The organism is Streptomyces sp. NPDC021212 (assembly GCF_044332925.1).
In the GTDB taxonomy this organism is placed as follows: domain Bacteria; phylum Actinomycetota; class Actinomycetes; order Streptomycetales; family Streptomycetaceae; genus Streptomyces.
The window spans coordinates 40,265-57,465 of sequence record NZ_JBIRPZ010000011.1 but is presented as its reverse complement, the minus strand read 5'-3'; the positions used below and the strand labels follow the sequence as shown (position 1 = coordinate 57,465).

General features: G+C 72.5%; 16 protein-coding genes. 11 read left to right on the top strand and 5 right to left on the bottom strand.

Annotation, left to right across the window (positions count from 1 at the left end; translation table 11 throughout):
- Positions 1 to 75: 75 nt before the first annotated feature.
- Together ACH4SI_RS28215 and ACH4SI_RS28210 are read right to left on the bottom strand one after the other, a co-directional pair.
- The gene (locus ACH4SI_RS28215; protein ID WP_398300392.1) at positions 76 to 1,536 is read right to left on the bottom strand and encodes an aldehyde dehydrogenase family protein; all 1,461 of its coding nucleotides are present in this window, start codon (positions 1,534 to 1,536) and stop codon (positions 76 to 78) included.
- 106 nt (positions 1,537 to 1,642) lie between these two features.
- Complete coding sequence (locus ACH4SI_RS28210; RefSeq protein ID WP_398300390.1) at positions 1,643 to 3,526, bottom strand: SpoIIE family protein phosphatase; 1,884 nt, start codon at positions 3,524 to 3,526, stop codon at positions 1,643 to 1,645.
- Between the two features lie 59 nt (positions 3,527 to 3,585).
- On the opposite strand from ACH4SI_RS28210, the gene ACH4SI_RS28205 reads away from it, so the two are divergent.
- Both ACH4SI_RS28205 and ACH4SI_RS28200 read left to right on the top strand, forming a co-directional pair.
- Positions 3,586 to 7,851 carry a HAMP domain-containing protein gene (locus ACH4SI_RS28205; protein ID WP_398300388.1) on the top strand — a complete coding sequence of 1,422 codons (4,266 nt, stop codon included), beginning with the start codon at positions 3,586 to 3,588 and terminating at the stop codon, positions 7,849 to 7,851.
- Positions 7,848 to 8,474 (top strand): two-component system response regulator, encoded by a 627-nt coding sequence (locus ACH4SI_RS28200; RefSeq protein ID WP_398300386.1) that lies wholly within the window; start codon positions 7,848 to 7,850, stop codon positions 8,472 to 8,474. The genes ACH4SI_RS28205 and ACH4SI_RS28200 overlap by 4 nt, the downstream gene beginning before the upstream one ends.
- Positions 8,475 to 8,482: 8 nt before the next feature.
- Here the strand turns inward: ACH4SI_RS28200 and ACH4SI_RS28195 are convergent, their stop codons facing one another.
- On the bottom strand, positions 8,483 to 8,971 hold the full coding sequence (locus ACH4SI_RS28195; protein ID WP_398300384.1) for a MarR family winged helix-turn-helix transcriptional regulator: 489 nt from the start codon (positions 8,969 to 8,971) through the stop codon (positions 8,483 to 8,485).
- 147 nt (positions 8,972 to 9,118) lie between these two features.
- On the opposite strand from ACH4SI_RS28195, the gene ACH4SI_RS28190 reads away from it, so the two are divergent.
- From ACH4SI_RS28190 to ACH4SI_RS28175, 4 genes are read left to right on the top strand one after another with little or no spacing between them, the layout of a single operon-like run.
- Entirely contained in the window at positions 9,119 to 10,066 is a 948-nt protein-coding gene (locus ACH4SI_RS28190) for an SDR family NAD(P)-dependent oxidoreductase (RefSeq protein ID WP_398300925.1), read from the top strand.
- A complete protein-coding gene (locus ACH4SI_RS28185; protein WP_398300382.1) occupies positions 10,063 to 10,935 on the top strand; it encodes an amidohydrolase family protein in 873 nt (290 codons plus the stop codon). Before ACH4SI_RS28190 ends, ACH4SI_RS28185 begins: the two co-directional genes overlap by 4 nt.
- Before the next feature lie 7 nt (positions 10,936 to 10,942).
- Complete coding sequence (locus ACH4SI_RS28180; RefSeq protein ID WP_398300380.1) at positions 10,943 to 12,439, top strand: long-chain fatty acid--CoA ligase; 1,497 nt, start codon at positions 10,943 to 10,945, stop codon at positions 12,437 to 12,439.
- A 39-nt stretch (positions 12,440 to 12,478) separates the two neighbouring features.
- Positions 12,479 to 12,937, top strand: coding sequence for a MaoC family dehydratase (locus ACH4SI_RS28175; RefSeq protein WP_398300378.1), 459 nt, complete (start codon positions 12,479 to 12,481; stop codon positions 12,935 to 12,937).
- A gap of 12 nt (positions 12,938 to 12,949) precedes the next feature.
- Here ACH4SI_RS28175 and ACH4SI_RS28170 read toward each other — a convergent pair whose 3' ends face one another.
- Positions 12,950 to 13,651 carry a hypothetical protein gene (locus tag ACH4SI_RS28170; protein ID WP_398300376.1) on the bottom strand — a complete coding sequence of 234 codons (702 nt, stop codon included), beginning with the start codon at positions 13,649 to 13,651 and terminating at the stop codon, positions 12,950 to 12,952.
- Positions 13,652 to 13,739: 88 nt separating this feature from the next.
- Between ACH4SI_RS28170 and ACH4SI_RS28165 the strand changes: the two genes are divergently transcribed.
- Genes ACH4SI_RS28165 through amaP form a run of 5 tightly spaced genes read left to right on the top strand, consistent with a single transcriptional unit; the run spans position 13,740 to position 15,884 of the window.
- A complete protein-coding gene (locus ACH4SI_RS28165; protein WP_398300374.1) occupies positions 13,740 to 14,216 on the top strand; it encodes an Asp23/Gls24 family envelope stress response protein in 477 nt (158 codons plus the stop codon).
- Between the two features lie 30 nt (positions 14,217 to 14,246).
- On the top strand, positions 14,247 to 14,438 hold the full coding sequence (locus ACH4SI_RS28160) for a hypothetical protein (RefSeq protein ID WP_398300372.1): 192 nt from the start codon (positions 14,247 to 14,249) through the stop codon (positions 14,436 to 14,438).
- 9 nt (positions 14,439 to 14,447) lie between these two features.
- A complete protein-coding gene (locus tag ACH4SI_RS28155) occupies positions 14,448 to 14,768 on the top strand; it encodes a hypothetical protein (protein WP_398300370.1) in 321 nt (106 codons plus the stop codon).
- Positions 14,765 to 15,331 carry a DUF6286 domain-containing protein gene (locus tag ACH4SI_RS28150; RefSeq protein ID WP_398300368.1) on the top strand — a complete coding sequence of 189 codons (567 nt, stop codon included), beginning with the start codon at positions 14,765 to 14,767 and terminating at the stop codon, positions 15,329 to 15,331. Before ACH4SI_RS28155 ends, ACH4SI_RS28150 begins: the two co-directional genes overlap by 4 nt.
- 7 nt (positions 15,332 to 15,338) lie before the next feature.
- A complete protein-coding gene (amaP, locus tag ACH4SI_RS28145; RefSeq protein WP_398300366.1) occupies positions 15,339 to 15,884 on the top strand; it encodes an alkaline shock response membrane anchor protein AmaP in 546 nt (181 codons plus the stop codon).
- 561 nt (positions 15,885 to 16,445) lie between these two features.
- Here the strand turns inward: amaP and ACH4SI_RS28140 are convergent.
- Positions 16,446 to 17,201, bottom strand: coding sequence for an SDR family oxidoreductase (locus ACH4SI_RS28140; RefSeq protein ID WP_398300364.1), 756 nt, complete (start codon positions 17,199 to 17,201; stop codon positions 16,446 to 16,448).

Below are 17,201 nucleotides of genomic sequence, written 5' to 3'. Positions count from 1 at the left end.
ACGGCTGGGAACGGCTACGAACGGCCAGGAACGGCTACGAACGGCCAGGAACGGCTTGGAACGGCCAGGAACGGCTCAGAACGGGTAGCGGGCGGTGTCGCCGCGCAGGGTCAGCCACTGGGTCTCGGTGAAGGCGTCGAGATTGGCCCGGGCGCCGCCCACCCGGCCGAATCCGGACGCTGCCAGACCGCCGAAGGGCGCGTTCGGATCGTCGTTGACCGTCTGGTCGTTGATGTGGACCATTCCGCTGGGAATCCGTTCGGCCAGCGCGAGCCCGCGTGCCGTGTCGGCGGTGAGGATGCCCAGGCTCAGGCCGTACGGGGAGTCGGCGGCCAGCTCCACGGCCTCGTCGTCGTCACGGTACGGGCGTACGCAGGCGACCGGGCCGAACACCTCCTCGTCCCAGGCCGGGACGGACGGGCCGCAGTCGGCCAGCACCGTGGGCCGGTGGAACCGGCCCCGGTGGGTGCCGCCGGTGACCAGCCGGGCGCCCGCGGCCACGCTGCGCTCGACGATGTCCACGACATGGCCGAGCTGCCGGTCGTCGATGAGCGGGCCGAGGGCGACCGGCTCGCGGAAGGGGTCGCCGACGGTGAGCTGCTCGGCCTTCTTGGCGAGCCGGCCGACGTACTCCTCGTACCGCGACTCATGGACCAGATGGCGGCCGACGGCCATGCAGATCTGCCCCTGGTGGAGGAAGTTCCCCCAGGCCCCGCAGGACGCGGCGGCCTCGATGTCGGCGTCGTCCAGCACGATCAGGGCGCTGTTGCCGCCCAGCTCCAGATGGGCCCGGGTCAGATGCTTCGAGGCCAGCGCCCCGACCGCGCGGCCCGCGGCGGTGGAGCCGGTGAACGACACGACCCGTACCGCCGGGTCGCGGACGATCGCGGCGCCGACATCCGCCCCGCCGGGCAGGCACTGCAGCAGCCCCGCGGGCAGCCCGGCCTCCTCGAAGGCGCGGGCGAGGACCACTCCGCCGGACACCGGGGTGCGCGGATCGGGCTTGAGGAGGACGGCGTTGCCGAGCGCCAGCGCCGGGGCGATGGAGCGGATGGACAGGATCAGCGGGAAGTTGAACGGCGAGATCACGCCGACCACCCCGACCGGGATCCGGCGCGCCATGCTCAGCCGCGGCTGCGTCGAGGGCAGCAGCTCACCGGTGGGCGCCGCGGGCAGGGCTGCGGCCTCCTCGCATTCGGCGGCGGCGACCGCCACCTCCAGGGCGGCCTTCGCCCGCGACGATCCGGCCTCCCGCACGATCCAGTCGGCGATCTCGTCGGCATGGCGCCGGAAGGTGCCGGCCGCGCGCCGCAGGGCCGCGGCCCGCTCGGGGAAGGGCGCCGCGGCCCACGCGCGCCCCGCGGCGGCCGCCGTGCGGGCCGCGGGGGTGACGTCCGCCTCGGTGGCCCGGCCGACGGAGCCGAGGTGCTGCCCGGTCGCGGGCTCGGTGATGTCGATGGTGCCGGGCCGGGCGGGAGGCTCCCAGTCGCCGGTGAAGATCCTTTCCGCCCAGTCGGCGGTGGAGAGCAGGCTCATCGCGGACTCCTCAATGCTCAGGAATCCTGATGATGCTCCTCGGGGGAGGGGGCGGCAAGGTCCCGGGACGTACAGATTTCAAGAACTTCGCAGCCCGGCCGCCTGCTCACAGCGCCCGCATCAGCTCCTGTGCCGACGTCGGCACGGCCTCCAGCACCAGCACCGCGAGATCGTCGTCGATCGGCTCGGTGCCGAATTCGTGGGCGGCCTGCCGCACCCGCTCCGCGACGGCCTTGGCGCCGAGTCCCGCACAGCCGCGCAGGATCTCGGCCAGGCCGTCGTCGTCGTCCAGCTGCCGGTTGCCGTCCCGCCGCTCGGTCACTCCGTCGGTCACGCACAGCAGCGTCTCGCCCGGCGCCAGGTCCAGCGAGTCGGCGTGGAAGTCGGGCTCGTCGTCGATGCCCAGCAGCATCTGCGGGAGCGCCGCGGGCGCCACTGTGCCGTCGGTGCTCAGCCGCAGCGGCAGCGGGTGCCCGGCGCTGGCCAGGACGCAGTGCGCGCCGCCCGAGTCCGGGTCGGGCTCCAGCTCTCCGTAGAGCAGGCTGAGGAAACGCGCCCGGGACTGATCGCCACCGAGCGCCGCGGCCTCCGCCTCCTCCTCCACCAGAGCCTGGTTGAGCCGGGTGAGCACCGACTCCACGCCGTGGCCCTCGCGGGCCAGCAGCCGCACCAGATGGCGGGCGAGGCCCGTCACCGACATCGCCTCCGGGTCGCTGCCGCAGACGTCGCCGAGCAGGAAGCACCAGCGGCGGCCGCCCATCGGGAACAGGTCGTAGAAGTCGCCGCCGACCGTCTGGCCCTCGCCGTGCGGCTCGTAGACGATCGCGGTGTCCACGCCCGGGATGTGGGCCAGCGAGACCGGCAGCTGGCGGCGCTGCAGCGCCCGGCTGATGGTGGCCTGCTGGGTGTACTGCCGGGCGGTGGCCACGGCCTGGGCGATCCGCCGCGCCACGTCGTCGGCGAGCCGCACCACACCGTCGGTCATCTGCGCCACCCCCGCGCGGCCGAGCAGCAGCAGGCCGTAGTGGCGACCGCGGGCGATGAGCGGGAAGGTCAGCGCGGAGCCGCCCGTACCGGAGGGGTCGGCGGCCTCGGGCCAGGGCCAGGGGGTGGCGACCCCGGGCGGCGGCGGATCGCGCTCCAGCGTGGCGCGGAGCGCCTCGATGCGGCGCTCGTCGTTGTGCCAGACCCGGCGCAGCTCCAGCCCGCCGCTCGTGTTGTTCAGCCACACCGCGCACCAGTCGGCCAGCCGGGGCACCAGCAACTGCCCGGCGAGGGCGGCGACCATGTTCTCGTCCAGCTGCCCGGTGAGCAGCTCGCTGGCCTCGGCGAGGAAGGACGGCCCGCCGCGGTCGACCCATTCCGCCGTCCGGTCGCGGGGCTTCTGCGGCGGGGTTGGGGCGCGGGGCGCGGCGGCGAGTGGTGCGCGGCCGGGTTCCTCGGCGGGTACGGCGTCGACCTGGGCCGACGCCGTCTCGGTGTCCAGGCGGAACCACACGGATTTGCGGGAGCGGTGGTACGTCACGCCCCAGGACTCGGCGATCGCGCCGATCAGCTGGAGCCCGCGGCCCCGGCCGTGGCGCTGGGTGTCGGGCCCGCCCAGCACCACGCTGGCGGGATGCAGGTCGGCAACCTCGATGACGATCCCCGGGCGGTCCACCGGCTCGGCCTCGGTGTCGCCGGAATCCTCTGCTCCGTTCCCGGCCCGGAGGCGGCAGGTGACCTCGACCCGGGTGCCCGCGTGCAGCACGGCATTGGTGACCAGCTCGCTCACCAGCAGCGCCGCGTCCTCGGTGACCCGCGCGCCGATCGCCCCAGGACCGAGGATTTCCGTCGCGGTCTGTCCCGCGAGGGTGGCGCGGACGAACGTGCGCGCAACCCCTGGTGCGCGCACGCTTCCTGGCAGCGTTGTCCGGGCGACGGACTCGCGTGAGAGGGGAAGCAAAGCTCCCACGTGGGGCTCCTGGGCAATTCGGGCGGATTGGGCCATCTAGGTGCCATATTATGACAGACGTAGGGATATCTAATGATCTTTTAAAGGGCGGCGCCATGGCACGCGAGCCGAATCCCACGGAGTGCACAGCCGAGCTGAGGTCCTTGCTGGCGGCGATGAACGCCTTGTGCGACGGCGACTTCACCGTACGTATGGACGGCACGAACGAGGGCGTGCTCGGCGAAATGGCCGGCGCGTTCAACCAGCTGGTGACGCGCAACGCCCACCTGGCCTCCGAGCTCCAGCGGGTCCGCCGCGAGGTGGTGCGCCAGGGGCGCCTGGACGAGCGGCTCACCGCGAGCCCCGGCCAGGGCGCGTGGACGACCAGCGTGGACGACGCGAACCAGCTGGTGGACGCGCTGACCGGGCCGGTGTCCAACGCCACCCGGGTGCTGGACGCCATCGCCGCGGGCGATCTGACCCGGCGGGTCGACCTGCACGACGGCAACCGTCAGCTGCGCGGCGATCTGCGGCGGCTGGCCCGCGGCGTCAACCGCACGGTCGATCAGCTCTCCCTGTTCACCGGCGAGCTGACCCGGGTGGCCCGTGAGGTCGGCACCGAGGGCCGACTCGGCGGCCGGGCGAAGGTCCAGGGGCTGTCCGGGGACTGGCGCGAGGTGACCGAGGCCGTCAACACCATGGCCTCCCGGCTGACCAGTCAGGTCCGCGACATCGCCGTGGTGACCACGGCCGTGGCCCGCGGCGACCTCACCCAGCAGGTGACCGTCGAGGCCACCGGTGAGCTGCTGGAGCTGAAGCTGACCGTGAACACGATGGTCGACCAGCTGCGCGCGTTCGCGGACGAGGTGACCCGGGTGGCCCGCGAGGTGGGCACCGAGGGCGAACTCGGCGGCCGGGCCCAGGTCCGGGGCGTGTCCGGGGTGTGGAAGGACCTGACGGACAACGTCAACTTCATGGCGTCCAACCTGACCAGCCAGGTCCGCAACATCGCCCAGGTGACCACGGCGGTCGCCACCGGCGATCTCTCACAGAAGATCACCGTCGACGCACGGGGCGAGATCCTCCAGCTCAAGAGCACCGTCAACACGATGGTCGACCAGCTGTCGGCGTTCGCGGACGAGGTGACCCGGGTGGCCCGCGAGGTGGGCACCGAGGGCCGGCTCGGTGGCCGGGCGCAGGTCCGGGGTGTGTCCGGGGTGTGGAAGGACCTCACTCAGAACGTCAATTTCATGGCGGACAACCTGACCTCCCAGGTCCGCAACATCGCCCAGGTGGCCACCGCGGTCGCCGAAGGAGACCTCAGCAAGACGATCGGCGTGGAGGCGAAGGGCGAGATCCTGGAGCTGAAGTCGACGATCAACACCATGGTGGACCGGCTGTCGTCCTTCGCGGACGAGGTGACCCGGGTGGCCCGTGAGGTCGGCACCGAGGGCAACCTGGGCGGTCAGGCGCAGGTCCGGGGCGTGTCCGGGGTGTGGAAGGACCTGACCGAGAACGTCAACTTCATGGCGCTCAACCTGACCAGCCAGGTCCGCAACATCGCCCAGGTGACCACATCGGTCGCCAACGGCGATCTGTCCAAGCAGATCACCGTGGACGCCCGGGGCGAGATCCTGGAGGTGAAGGACACCGTCAACACCATGGTCCAGCAGCTCCGGGCGTTCGCCGACGAGGTGACCCGGGTGGCCCGCGAGGTGGGCACCGAGGGTCAGCTCGGCGGCCGGGCCCAGGTGCCGGGCGTGTCCGGGGTGTGGAAGGACCTGACCGACAACGTGAACTTCATGGCGGGCAACCTGACCTCCCAGGTCCGCAACATCGCCCAGGTGGCCACCGCGGTCGCCCAGGGCGATCTGTCCAAGAAGATCGACGTGGACGCGCGCGGCGAGATCCTGGAGCTGAAGACGACCATCAACACGATGGTCGACACGCTCTCCTCGTTCTCCGCCGAGGTCACCCGCGTCGCCCGCGAGGTCGGCAGCGAGGGCCGGCTCGGCGGCCAGGCCCGGGTCGAGGGCGTCTACGGCACCTGGAAGCGGCTGACCACCAGCGTCAACGACCTCGCCCTCAACCTCACCACCCAGGTGCGCGCCATCGCCGAGGTCGCCTCCGCCGTCGCCCAGGGCGATATGTCCGGATCCATCTCGGTCGAGGCCCAGGGCGAGGTCGCCGAGCTGAAGAACAACGTCAACCTCATGGTCGCCAACCTGCGCGAGACCACCCGCGCCAAGGACTGGCTGGAGTCCAACCTCGCCCGTATCGCCTCCCTGATGCAGGGCCACCGCGACCTGGTCGAGGTCGCCGACCTGATTTTGCGCGAGCTGACCCCGTTGGTGAACGCCCAGTTCGGAGCGTTCTTCCTCGGCCAGCCCGGCGTCGAACCGGGCGACGGCCTGAAACTGATCGCCGGATACGGCACCGAGCAGGACGACGGCCCGCTGCCGGCCAGCGGCACCCCCGGCCGCGGGCTGGTCGCCCAGGCCGCCCTGGAGAAGAAGCGGATCCTGATCAACAACGTCCCGGCCGACTACGTCACCATCAACTCCGGACTCGGCTCCGCGCTCCCCACCAGCGTCGTCATCCTGCCGGTCCTGTACGAGGACCAGGTGCTCGGCGTCATCGAACTGGCCTCCTTCGGCCGGTTCAGCGAGGTCCACCTCGCCTTCATCGACCAGTTCGTCAACACCATTGGCGTCTCGATCAACACCATCATCGCCAACGCCCGCACCGAGTCGCTGCTGTCCGAATCCCAGCGGCTCACCACCGAACTGCGGCAGCGCTCCAACGAGCTGCAGCGCTCCAACGCGGAGCTGGAGGAGAAGGCCGCGCTGCTGGCCACCGCCTCGCAGTACAAGTCCGAGTTCCTGGCCAACATGTCGCACGAGCTGCGCACCCCGCTCAACTCCCTGCTGATCCTGGCCCGGCTGCTCGCCGACAACGCCGACCAGCGGCTGTCTCCCCAGGAGGTGCAGTTCGCCACCACCATCCACCGCTCCGGCTCCGACCTGCTCCAGCTGATCAACGACATCCTCGACCTGTCGAAGATCGAGGCCGGGCGGATGGACGTCCGCCCGAAGAAGCTGCCGCTGATGAAGCTGCTCGACTACGTGCACGCCACCTTCCGGCCGCTCGCCATCGACCGGGGCCTGTCGTTCGAGATCGCCGTCGGCGAGGACGTACCGCGCGAGCTGTACTCCGACGAGCAGCGGATCCAGCAGATCCTGCGCAACCTGCTCTCCAACGCCCTGAAGTTCACCTCCTCGGGCGGAGTGAAGCTGCGCGTGGAGCGGGCGGCCGACGCGGAGTTCCAGGAGGAGACTCTGCGCGACGCGGACGCGGTCGTCGCCTTCTCCGTCAAGGACACCGGCATCGGCATCGCGCCCGAGAAGCTGCCCGTGATCTTCGAGGCGTTCCAGCAGTCCGACGGCACCACCAGCCGCAAATACGGCGGCACCGGCCTGGGGCTGTCCATCAGCCGGGAGATCGCCGGAATGCTGGGCGGCCGGATCATCGCCGAGAGCGAGCAGGGCGTCGGCTCCTGCTTCACGCTGTACGTCCCCGCGCACTACGCCGGGGTCGTCCCGTCGCCCGATGTGTCCGACCCCCGGGCCACCGGCGCCACCGTCCCGGCGGCGCTGCCCGCCACGGACGAATCGCTTCCGGACACCGCCGACCACGCGCCCAGCGGGGTCTTCAGCGACCAGAGCGGCGTGACCGGCGACCGCAGCTCCCTGGCCGGTCTGCTCGCCCCCCAGGACCACGGCGACGGCGAGGACGCGGCGCGGACGGAGCCTCCCCGGCTCCAGGAGTGGCAGTGCGGCCGCCCCAGCCGGGTGCTCACCGGCCGCCGCATCCTCATCGTCGACGACGACATCCGCAACGTCTTCGCGCTCACCCATGTGCTGGGGCGGGTCGGCATGACCGTGAAGTACGCGGAGAACGGCCGCGAGGGGCTGGACGTCCTGCACCGCAACCCGGATGTGTCCCTGGTGCTGATGGACGTGATGATGCCGGAGATGGACGGCTACGAGACGATCCGGGCCATCCGCGGCACCCCCCGGCTCGCCGATCTGCCGATCATCGCCCTGACCGCCAAGGCCATGCCCGGCGACCGCGAGAAGGCACTCGAAAGCGGCGCCAACGGCTACGTCCCCAAGCCGGTGGACGTCGACCGGCTGATGTCCACGGTCTGCGATCTGCTCGACCCGCAGGGCGCTCCGGCCCCGGGAGAACCGGCGGAGACCACGGAAACGGGGGAGCCCGCCCGGAGCGGCGAGGAGCCCGCTGACGCGGACGCAGCGGACGAGACGACCGGCCCGGACGCGGAGACGCGCCCGCCGAGGCCGAGACAGGGGGAGCCATGAGCGCCGCCGCACCCGACCGCGCCGGAATCCTGATCGTCGACGACATGGAAGAGAACCTGATCGCGCTGGAGGCCGTCCTGGGCCCGCTCGACCAGCGTCTCGTCCGCGCCCACTCGGGCGAGGAGGCGCTGAAGGCGATGCTCCGGCAGGACTTCGCCGTCGTGCTGCTCGACGTCCTGATGCCGGGCATGGACGGCTTCGAGACCGCCGCCAACATGAAGCGCCTCGACCAGACCAAGGATGTCCCGATCATCCTGCTGACCGGCACCGATGCCGACTCGGACTATCGCTACCGGGGCTATGCCATCGGCGCCGCCGACTTCCTCACCAAGCCCATCGACCCCTGGCTGCTGCGGACCAAGGTCAACGTCTTTCTGGACCTGCACCGCAAGAACCTCCAGCTCGCCGCCCAGGCCGAGCAGCTGCGCCGCCAGCTGGCCGGTGCGGCGGACCCCTCGGACGAGCGGCTGGAGCGGGTGTCCGAACAGCTCGCCCGCACCACGGCGGTGCTGCGTGGGGGCGGGGGCGACGAGAAGCCGACCGAGCTGGTCGACTGCGTCAACGAGCTGGCCCGCACCGTGGAGGACCTGCGGGCCGCCCGTCAGGCCATCCAGGGCGGATGACGGTCGTCCTACGGCGTCGCCGCGTCCCCCTCCGCCCGCGGCGGCTCGGCCGACATCGCCCGGGTGCAGTCGATCAGCGCCTGGCGCAGCTCCCCGCGCCGGTCCTCGGTCAGCCCGCCGAGCATCCGCTCCTCCAGCAGCCGCACCTGCTCGTCGTAGGCGCGCAGCGCCTCCCGCCCCCGGTCGCTGAGGCTGATGAGCAGCACCCGGCGGTTGGCCGGATCCCGGCGGCGCTCGATGAACCCCCGCTCCTCCAGCGTCTGGACCATCTCGTGCATCGTCTGCGGCTTGACGAACGACCGCCGCGCGAGCTGGGCCGACGACAGCCCGTCCCGGCGCTCCAGGACGGTCAGCGCCGTGTACTGGAGCGTGGTCAGGCCGAGCGGGCGCAGCAGCGCGTCCAGATGGGCCCGTATCGCCTGTTCCAGCCGTTTCACCAGGTAGAGCGTGCCGACCTGGTCCAGCTGCGCCGTGTCGGACTGCTCGGAAGTGGTCATTCGGCCATCTTGCCCGACCGATGGCCGGGGCGGGCGTCCGGCCGCCGCTCCGCCCATTGACACCCGACCTCCCGGAGTGCTGCACTTCATCATCAGGGACCCTGATGATACTCGTAGTCCCCCGAAACGCGTCACACCGGAAGGGATCTGAAGTCCATGGAGCTGACGGGGAAGACCGCCGTGGTCACCGGCGCCGGGCGCGGCCTCGGCCTCGCCTACGCCCGCGCCCTGGCCCGGGCGGGGGCCCAGGTGGTCGTCAACGACGCCGACGCCGCCACCGCCGAACAGGCGGTCAAGGTCATCACCGACGAGGGCGGTACGGCGGTCGCCGCGCCCGGCGCGGTCGGCAGCAGCGAGGTCGCCGACGCGCTCGTGGACCGCGCGGTCGAGGCGTTCGGGCGGCTGGACGTCCTCGTCACCAACGCGGGCATCCTGCGCGACCGGGTGCTGTGGAAGATGACCGACGAGGACTTCGACGCGGTCGTCGGCGTCCACCTCAAGGGCACCTTCACCTGCGCCCGCGCCGCCGTCCGGCACATGCGCGAGCGCGGCGGGGGCGGCCGGCTGATCCTCATCGGCTCACCCGCCGGACAGCGCGGCAACTTCGGGCAGACCAACTACTCCGCCGCCAAGGCGGGCATCGTCGGCATGACCCGCACCTGGTCGATGGAGTGCGCCAAGGCCGGTATCGGCGTCAACGCGGTGATCCCCGTCGCCGCGACCGCCATGACGGCGACCATCCCCGCCTTCGCGCCGTACGTCGAGGCGTACGAGCAGCGCGGCGAACCGCTGCCCGCCTGGCTGCGCCAGGGCGAGGGCTTCGGCACCGCCGACGACGTCGCCGGGCTCGTGGTCTTCCTCGCCTCGGACGCGGCCGACGGCATCACCGGGCAGGCCATCGGCATCGGCGGCGACCGGCTGACCCTGTGGACCCACCCCGAGGAGCGGGCGGCGGTCTACCGCGAGGGCGGCTGGGACGCGGACGCCGTCGCGGGCGTCTGGGGTACGTCGCTGGGGCGGCACCCGGAGGGCGTGGGCATCCCCGCGCCCTCCGACCCGAACAGCCCGAACGGTGCGGAGGGGGCCGGACGGTGAACCTCGACGATCTCGTCGCCATCGACGTCCACACCCACGCCGAGGTCTCGGCGGACGGCCACTCCTCGCTGAGCGGTGAACTGGCCGAAGCCTCCGCCGCGTACTTCAAGACCCATGGCGCCCGGCAGCCCACCATCCCCGAGCTGGCCGCCCACTACCGCGAACGCCGCATCGCCGCCGTCGTCTTCACGGTGGACGCGGAGAGCGCCACCGGCCATCCGCCGATCAGCAACGAGGAGGTGGCCGCCTCCTGCGCCGAACACGCCGACGTCCTCATCCCGTTCGCCAGCGTCGACCCGTGGAAGGGCCGGGCGGCGGTGCGGGCGGCGCGGCGGCTGGTCGAGGGCCACGGGGTGCGCGGCTTCAAGTTCCATCCGTCCCTCCAGGCGTTCCACCCGAACGACCCGCGGTTCTATCCGCTGTACGAGGCCATCGAGGAGCTTCGGGTGCCCGCGCTCTTCCACACCGGGCAGACGGGGATCGGCGCGGGCGTGCGCGGGGGCGGCGGGATCCGGCTGAAGTACTCCAACCCGATGGACGTGGACGACGTCGCCGTGGACTTCCCGGATCTGCGGATCATCCTGGCCCATCCGTCGTTCCCCTGGCAGGACGAGGCGCTGGCCGTCGCCACGCACAAGCCGAACGTCTACATCGACCTGTCCGGCTGGTCGCCGAAGTACTTTCCGCCGCAGCTGGTCCGCTACGCCAATTCGCTGCTCAAGCACAAGGTCCTGTTCGGCTCCGACTATCCGGTGATCGACCCGGACCGTTGGCTGGCCGACTTCGACAGACTAGAGATCAAGCCCGAGGTTCGGCCGCTGATCCTCAAGGACAACGCGGCACGGCTGCTCGGCCTCACGAAGGAGTGAGCGGGAGATGCCGGAGCACAGCATCGGCCGGGGCGCCGGAGAGGGCATCGGGTCGTGGCCGCGACGGCGGGCCCGTAAGACCCCCGGGCGGATCGCGATCGTCCACGGCGACGACACCCAGACCTACCGGGAGCTGGACGAGACCGTCACCCGGTTCGCCCGGGCCCTGCGGGGGCGCGGGGTCCGGCGCGGCGACCGCGTCGCCTACCTCGGCCCCAACCACCCCTCGTTCCTCCACGCGCTCTTCGCCACCTGCGCGGTGGGCGCGGTCTTCGTCCCGCTCAACACCCGGCTCGCCGCGCCCGAACTGGCCTACATGCTGAACGACTCCGGTGCGCGGCTGCTCCTCCACGACGCGCGCTGCGCGGAGACGGCGGAGGAAGCGGGTCCGGGCATCGCGGTGGCGGTCGACGATCTGACAGACGGGGACGGGGACGGGGACAACCGGGCGGACGAGGTCATGGCCGCCGACGACCCGTGCATGATCATGTATACGTCCGGTACCACCGGACAGCCCAAGGGCGCGGTCCTCAGCCACGCCAACATCACCTGGAACAGCCTCAACGTCCTGGTCGACACCGATCTGGCCTCGGACGAGATCACCCTCGTCACCGCGCCCCTTTTCCACACCGCCGCGCTCAACATGACCTGTCTGCCGACCCTGCTCAAGGGCGGACGCGTGGTGATAGAGCCCGGCTTCGACGCGGAACGGATGCTCGACCTGATCGAGAGCCAGGGCGTGACCTGCCTGTTCGGCGTCCCCGCCATGTTCGCGGCGGTCGCGGAGTCGCCGCGCTGGGAGACGGCGGACCTGTCGTCCGTCCGCACCCTGATGTGCGGCGGTTCCCCCGTCCCCAAGGCGCTGATCGACGTCTATCTGCGGCGCGGCCTCTCCTTCATCCAGGGCTACGGGATGACCGAGGCGTCCCCCGGGACGCTCCTGCTCGACCGTGAGATGAGCGCGGTCAAGGCGGGCTCCGCGGGCGTGCCGCACTTCTTCACCGACGTCCGGCTGGTCCGGTCGGACCTGACCGGCGAGGCGGATCCCGGGGAGCCCGGCGAGATCCTGGTGCACGGCCCCCATGTGATGCGCGGCTACTACGGCCTGCCGGACGCGACCGCGGACGCGCTGCTGGAGGGTGGCTGGTTCCGCTCCGGGGACGTGGGGGTGCGGGACGAGGACGGCTATGTGTTCATCGTGGACCGCGTCAAAGACATGATCATCTCGGGCGGTGAGAACGTCTATCCGGCCGAGGTCGAGAACGCGCTGTACGACCACCCCGACGTCCTCGAATGCGCCGTGATCGGCATGCCGGACGCCCGGTGGGGCGAGGTCGGCAAGGCCGTCGTGGTCCTCCGGGCGGGAGCCGCCACCGATCCGCAGGACCTGCTCGACCACCTCGCGGGCCGCCTCGCGAAGTACAAGGTGCCCAAGGCGGTCGAGTTGCGGACCGCGCTGCCGCGCACCGCCAGCGGAAAGATCCGCAAGTCCGCCCTGCGCTGACGACGCGCAGCGGACTCACCAGACGAACGGAGTCTTTGCATGCCCACGACCGTGAACAGCTTCGACGAGCTGAAGCAGCTGACCGGACAGCACCTCGGCCACAGCCGGTGGCACCGGATCGAGCAGGACCGGATCGACACCTTCGCCGACGCCACCGGGGACCACCAGTGGATCCACGTCGACCCCGAGCGGGCCAAGGACGGCCCCTTCGGCGGCACCATCGCCCACGGCTATCTCACCCTCTCCCTGCTGATCCCGCTGTGGGGCGAGATCCTCGAACTGGGCGGCGTCCGGATGGCCGTCAACTACGGCCTCAACAAGGTGCGGTTCCCGGCACCGGTACCGGCCGGCGCCACGATCAGGGCCGGGGCGACGCTCGTCTCCGTGGAGGAACTCGGCGACGGCGGCGCCCAGGCCGTCATCGACCTGGTGGTGGAGCAGGAGGGCGGCGACAAGCCGGCTTGCGTCGCCCAGGCCGTGCACCGCTACCACTGGTGACCCCGGCGACGGTCAGTCGTCGTCCACGGCGGTGACGAGGACGGCCACCGTCGCCGGGGCAGGGACGGTGGCCGCGACCGCCCCGCGCACCGCGCGGGCCACATCCAGGGCGCGGTGACGCGGGGCGACGGCCAGCTCGACCCGGAGGTGCGGGCCCTCGACCCGTACGGCCTGGTGGCTCAGCACCGGGGCGAGCCGGGCCACGCCGGGCACGGCCAGGACCGCGGCGGCGATGTCCGAGCCGTCGCCCGGTTCCCGTTCGCCCGGTTCCCGTTCGTCCGGCTGCTCCTCGGCGGGCGGGGGCTCGCGCTCCGGTGCCTCGTCCAGCACGTCCGTCACCCGGAGGTCCACGGCGCCGACGGCCAGCCCGAGCCGGTCCGCGGCCGCGCCCAGCAGGGCCCCGCGCAGCCGTTCCGCCGTCACCGGCAGCGGCTGGTCCGCCGTCGCCGCGAACTCCGCCTCGACCCGCAGCGGTCCCGGTGGCAGCGCGCTCGGCGGGGCCGGGACCGCGGGCCGCGCGGCGGCGTCCGGGTCGGCCGGCGCGATACGGAGCGCGCCGAGACGTACGCCGGGCAGGGCTCCGGCCGCCCGGCGGAGCACGGCGTCCGCCGCGCGCTCGGTCAGCCAGGCGCCGTCCTCCGGCCCGCCCAGGGGGAGGAGGCGGCCGAGCCGCAGTTGCTGGCGTACGGCGTGTGCGAGCCGGTCCGTGACCATGCCTGAATGATGCATAACGTGCGCATTGCGGGCCAAGCGCCTTTAGGGTGGTAATTAGGGCAAAAAGGAGAGAAAGGGGCGATTGGTGATGTCTCAGACCGCACCACGGAACCGGCCCCAGACACCTGCCACGGAGCCGTCCGCCGACACGCCGAAGACCTTTGGACGCGGTGTCGACCCGGGAGCCCGCGGCCGTACCACCATCGCCGACGGCGTGGTCGAGAAGATCGCCGGAATGGCCGCCCGCGATGTGGTCGGCGTCCACGCCATGGGCGGCGGCCTCGCCCGCACCTTCGGGGTCGTCCGCGACCGGGTGCCCGGCGGCGGCAAGTCGGTCGCCCGCGGGGTGAAGGCCGAGGTGGGCGAGGTGCAGACGGCCCTCGACCTGGAGATCGTGGTGGACTACGGCGTCTCGATCGCCGACGTCGCCCGGGCCGTGCGGGAGAACGTGATCACGGCGGTCGAGCGGATGACCGGCCTTGAGGTGGTCGAGGTCAACATCGCGGTCAGCGATGTGAAGTTGCCGGATGAGGAAGAGGAATCGCCGGAGCCGAGATTGCAGTAGCTCCGGTTGGCTCCAGCAGGGGAGCACACGATGAGCATGGCCGTGATCGGGATGATCGCGGGGATGGCGCTGGCTTTCGCCGGATACTTCGGTGGTTTCGGGGCCTTTCTGCTGGTGGCGGCGTTGGGCGCGGTCGGGTTCGTCGCGGGCCGGTTCCTGGACGGGGACCTGGAACCGGGCGACTTCTTCCGTACCCGTGACCGTGGCGAACGGCGGCGGTGAGGATGCGCCGTGAGTGAGCCGGGGGAGCGGGGCGCGACGCGGATCGCGGACCGCGTCGTCGCGAAGATCGCCTCGCGGGCGGCGCGGGAAGCGCTCGGCGCCGGGAGCGGGCTGCTGCCGTACGCGGTCGTCGCGGTCCGCGCGGGCGTCGCGCGCGTACGGGTCGCCGTCGAGCTGGGCTATCCGTCCGACATCGGCGCGCAGTGCGGGACGGTACGGCGTCATGTGGCCGCGCGGGTCGGCGAACTGACGGGCATGGAGGTGCCGGACGTGGCGGTCACCGTGGAACGGCTGCACTCACCGCACCTGGACCGGGGCACGGTCCGATGAACGATTCTCGTCACCGCTTCTGGCCTCGCCACCGCTTCTGGTCGGCCCGGCGCGTACCGGCCGGGCTGACCGCCTTGGTGCTGCTCGGCGCGCTCGGGCTGCTCCTGTACGACATCGTGTCCCAGCGCACCGGCCACCCCGTGATGGAGTGGCGGCGGTGGCTCGCCGAACAGCTCGCCACGCGGCCGCTCGGCGACGGCTGGATGGTAGGGATCGCGGTAGCCCTGGTCGTGCTGGGCGTGTGGATGGTGGCGCTGGCCGTGACCCCGGGCCTACGGAGCCTCCTGCCCATGCGCGACGACGAAAACGACGACCTCCGGGCCGGGATCGACCGCACCGCCGCCGGTCTGGTGCTGCGCGAGCGCGCGATGGCGGTGCCCGGCGTACGGGCCGTACGGGTCGACGTCGGCCGCCGCCGGATCAGGGCCCGCGCCCAGGCCCACTTCCGCGACCTCGACGAGGTACGGGCCGACCTGCTGACCGCGCTCGGAGACGGCATCCGCCAACTCGGGCTCGCCCGGCGGCCCGGTCTGTCCGTCCGCGTACGGCGACCGGCGAGGTGAGGGCGGCGTGCGCATCGTGAACCGGGTGCTGCTGGGGGTACTGGGCGCTGCCCTGATGGCTGGGGGTGCGGCGGTCCTCGTCACCGGACGGCATTCCCCCGACGCCGTCCTGCTGTCCCGCGCGGACCGGGTGCGCTGGCGCGACGAGGACTGGTGGTGGCCCGGCGTCATCGCGGGGCTGAGCGTGCTGGTGTTGCTCGCCCTGTGGTGGGCCCTGACCCAACTGCGGCGGCGCCGGCTGCACGACGTCCAGGTCCCCCTGGACGACAGCGCCGGCGCGTCGCTGCGCGGCTCCGCCCTCGAAGCCGCCCTGAGCGCCGACGCGGAGTCCCTCTCCGGGGTCTCCCGAGCCCACGTCCACCTCCACGGCCACCGCACGGCCCCCAGGGCGAGGGTGCGCCTGGTCCTGACCGCGAGCGCGGAGCCGGTGGCCACCCTGCGCGCGCTGGAGTCCGAAGCCCTGGCCCCCGCCCGAGGCTCGGCGGGCCTGCCCCACCTCCCGACGGAGGTCCGCCTCCGGGGCGAGTCCCACGGCGCGGAGCGGGCGCGGTAGGCGCGGGTGCGGGGTGGGTGCGCCCCCCGCCCCTTTCCGCCGGCTGGCCCCGGGCCACGGCCCGGCACCGGCGTACACAGAGGCCAGGTGCGCCCCCGCCCCTCGCGGCGTGCAGCGCCTCCCCGCCCGTTGGCCCCGGGCCCGGCCCGTTTCCGTCCGGCCCGCCCGGTGACGCGCCCCCGCTCCCGTTCCGCCCGGTGGGAGCGACCTCACCCCCTCCCACCGTGCGGTGGCCACCGGCCCGGTGGCGGGCGCGGTGCGGGGGCGGGCTGCGCCCCGCCCGGAGACCCCGCACCGGCAAGTTGCCCCACATCCCAGCCCCTCCGGCGTTTGAGGAGCGGGGGTGTGGGGGCGGAGCCCCCACCCGGGGTTCCGGGGCGGAGGGGCCCCACCACTCAGCCCCTCCGGTGCTTGAGGAGCATGCTGGGGGCCGGAGATGCCCCACATCCCAGCCCCTCCGGCGATTGAGGAGCGGGGCCCAGGGGCGGAGCCCCGGTGGGGGGGCTGGGGGCTTGCCCCCAGGTTCGGGAAGGGGCGGGGTGGGGAAGACCCGCCCCGGCGTCACCAGCCGTGGAGCGCGCCCCCGTCCACGGGGAGCATCAGCCCGGTCAGGTAGGACGCCGCCGGCGAGAGGAGAAACGCGGCGGCCTTGCCGAATTCGTCAGGCGTCCCGTACCGCCGCAGCGGAATCGCCGCACTGTTCCGCTCACGCGCGGCATCGGCATCGCCGGAGAGCCCGTCCAGCTCGCGGACCCGGTCGGTGTCGATGCGGGCCGGGAGGAGGCCGACGACGCGGACGCCACGCGGTCCCAGCTCCAGGGAGAGGTTCTTGGCGAAGCCGGCGAGCCCGGGGCGCAGGCCGTTGGAGACGGTGAGGCCGGGGACGGGCTCGTGGACGGAGCCGGAGAGGACGAAGCCGATCACACCGCCGGGGGTGAGTTCGGCGGCAGCGGCCCGGGCGAGCCGGACGGCGCCGAGGAAGACCGAGTCGAAGGCGGTCTGCCACTGGGCGTCGGTGATGTCGGCGGTGGGCCCGGCGGGCGGCCCGCCGACGCTGATGAGGATGCCGTCGAAGCGGCCGAACCGCTCGCGGGCGGTGGCGATGAGCCGTTCGGCGGCGTCGGGGTCGGCATTGTCGGCGGCGACGCCGACCGCGTTCGGGCCGAGGCCGTCGGCGGCCGCGGCGGCGGCCTCGGCGTCACGGCCGGTGATGACGGCCTTGGCGCCGTCGGCGACCAGCTCAGCGGCGGCGGCGCGGCCCAGCCCACGGGTGGCTCCGGTGACGATGTACACGCGGTCTTCGAGTCCAAGATCCAT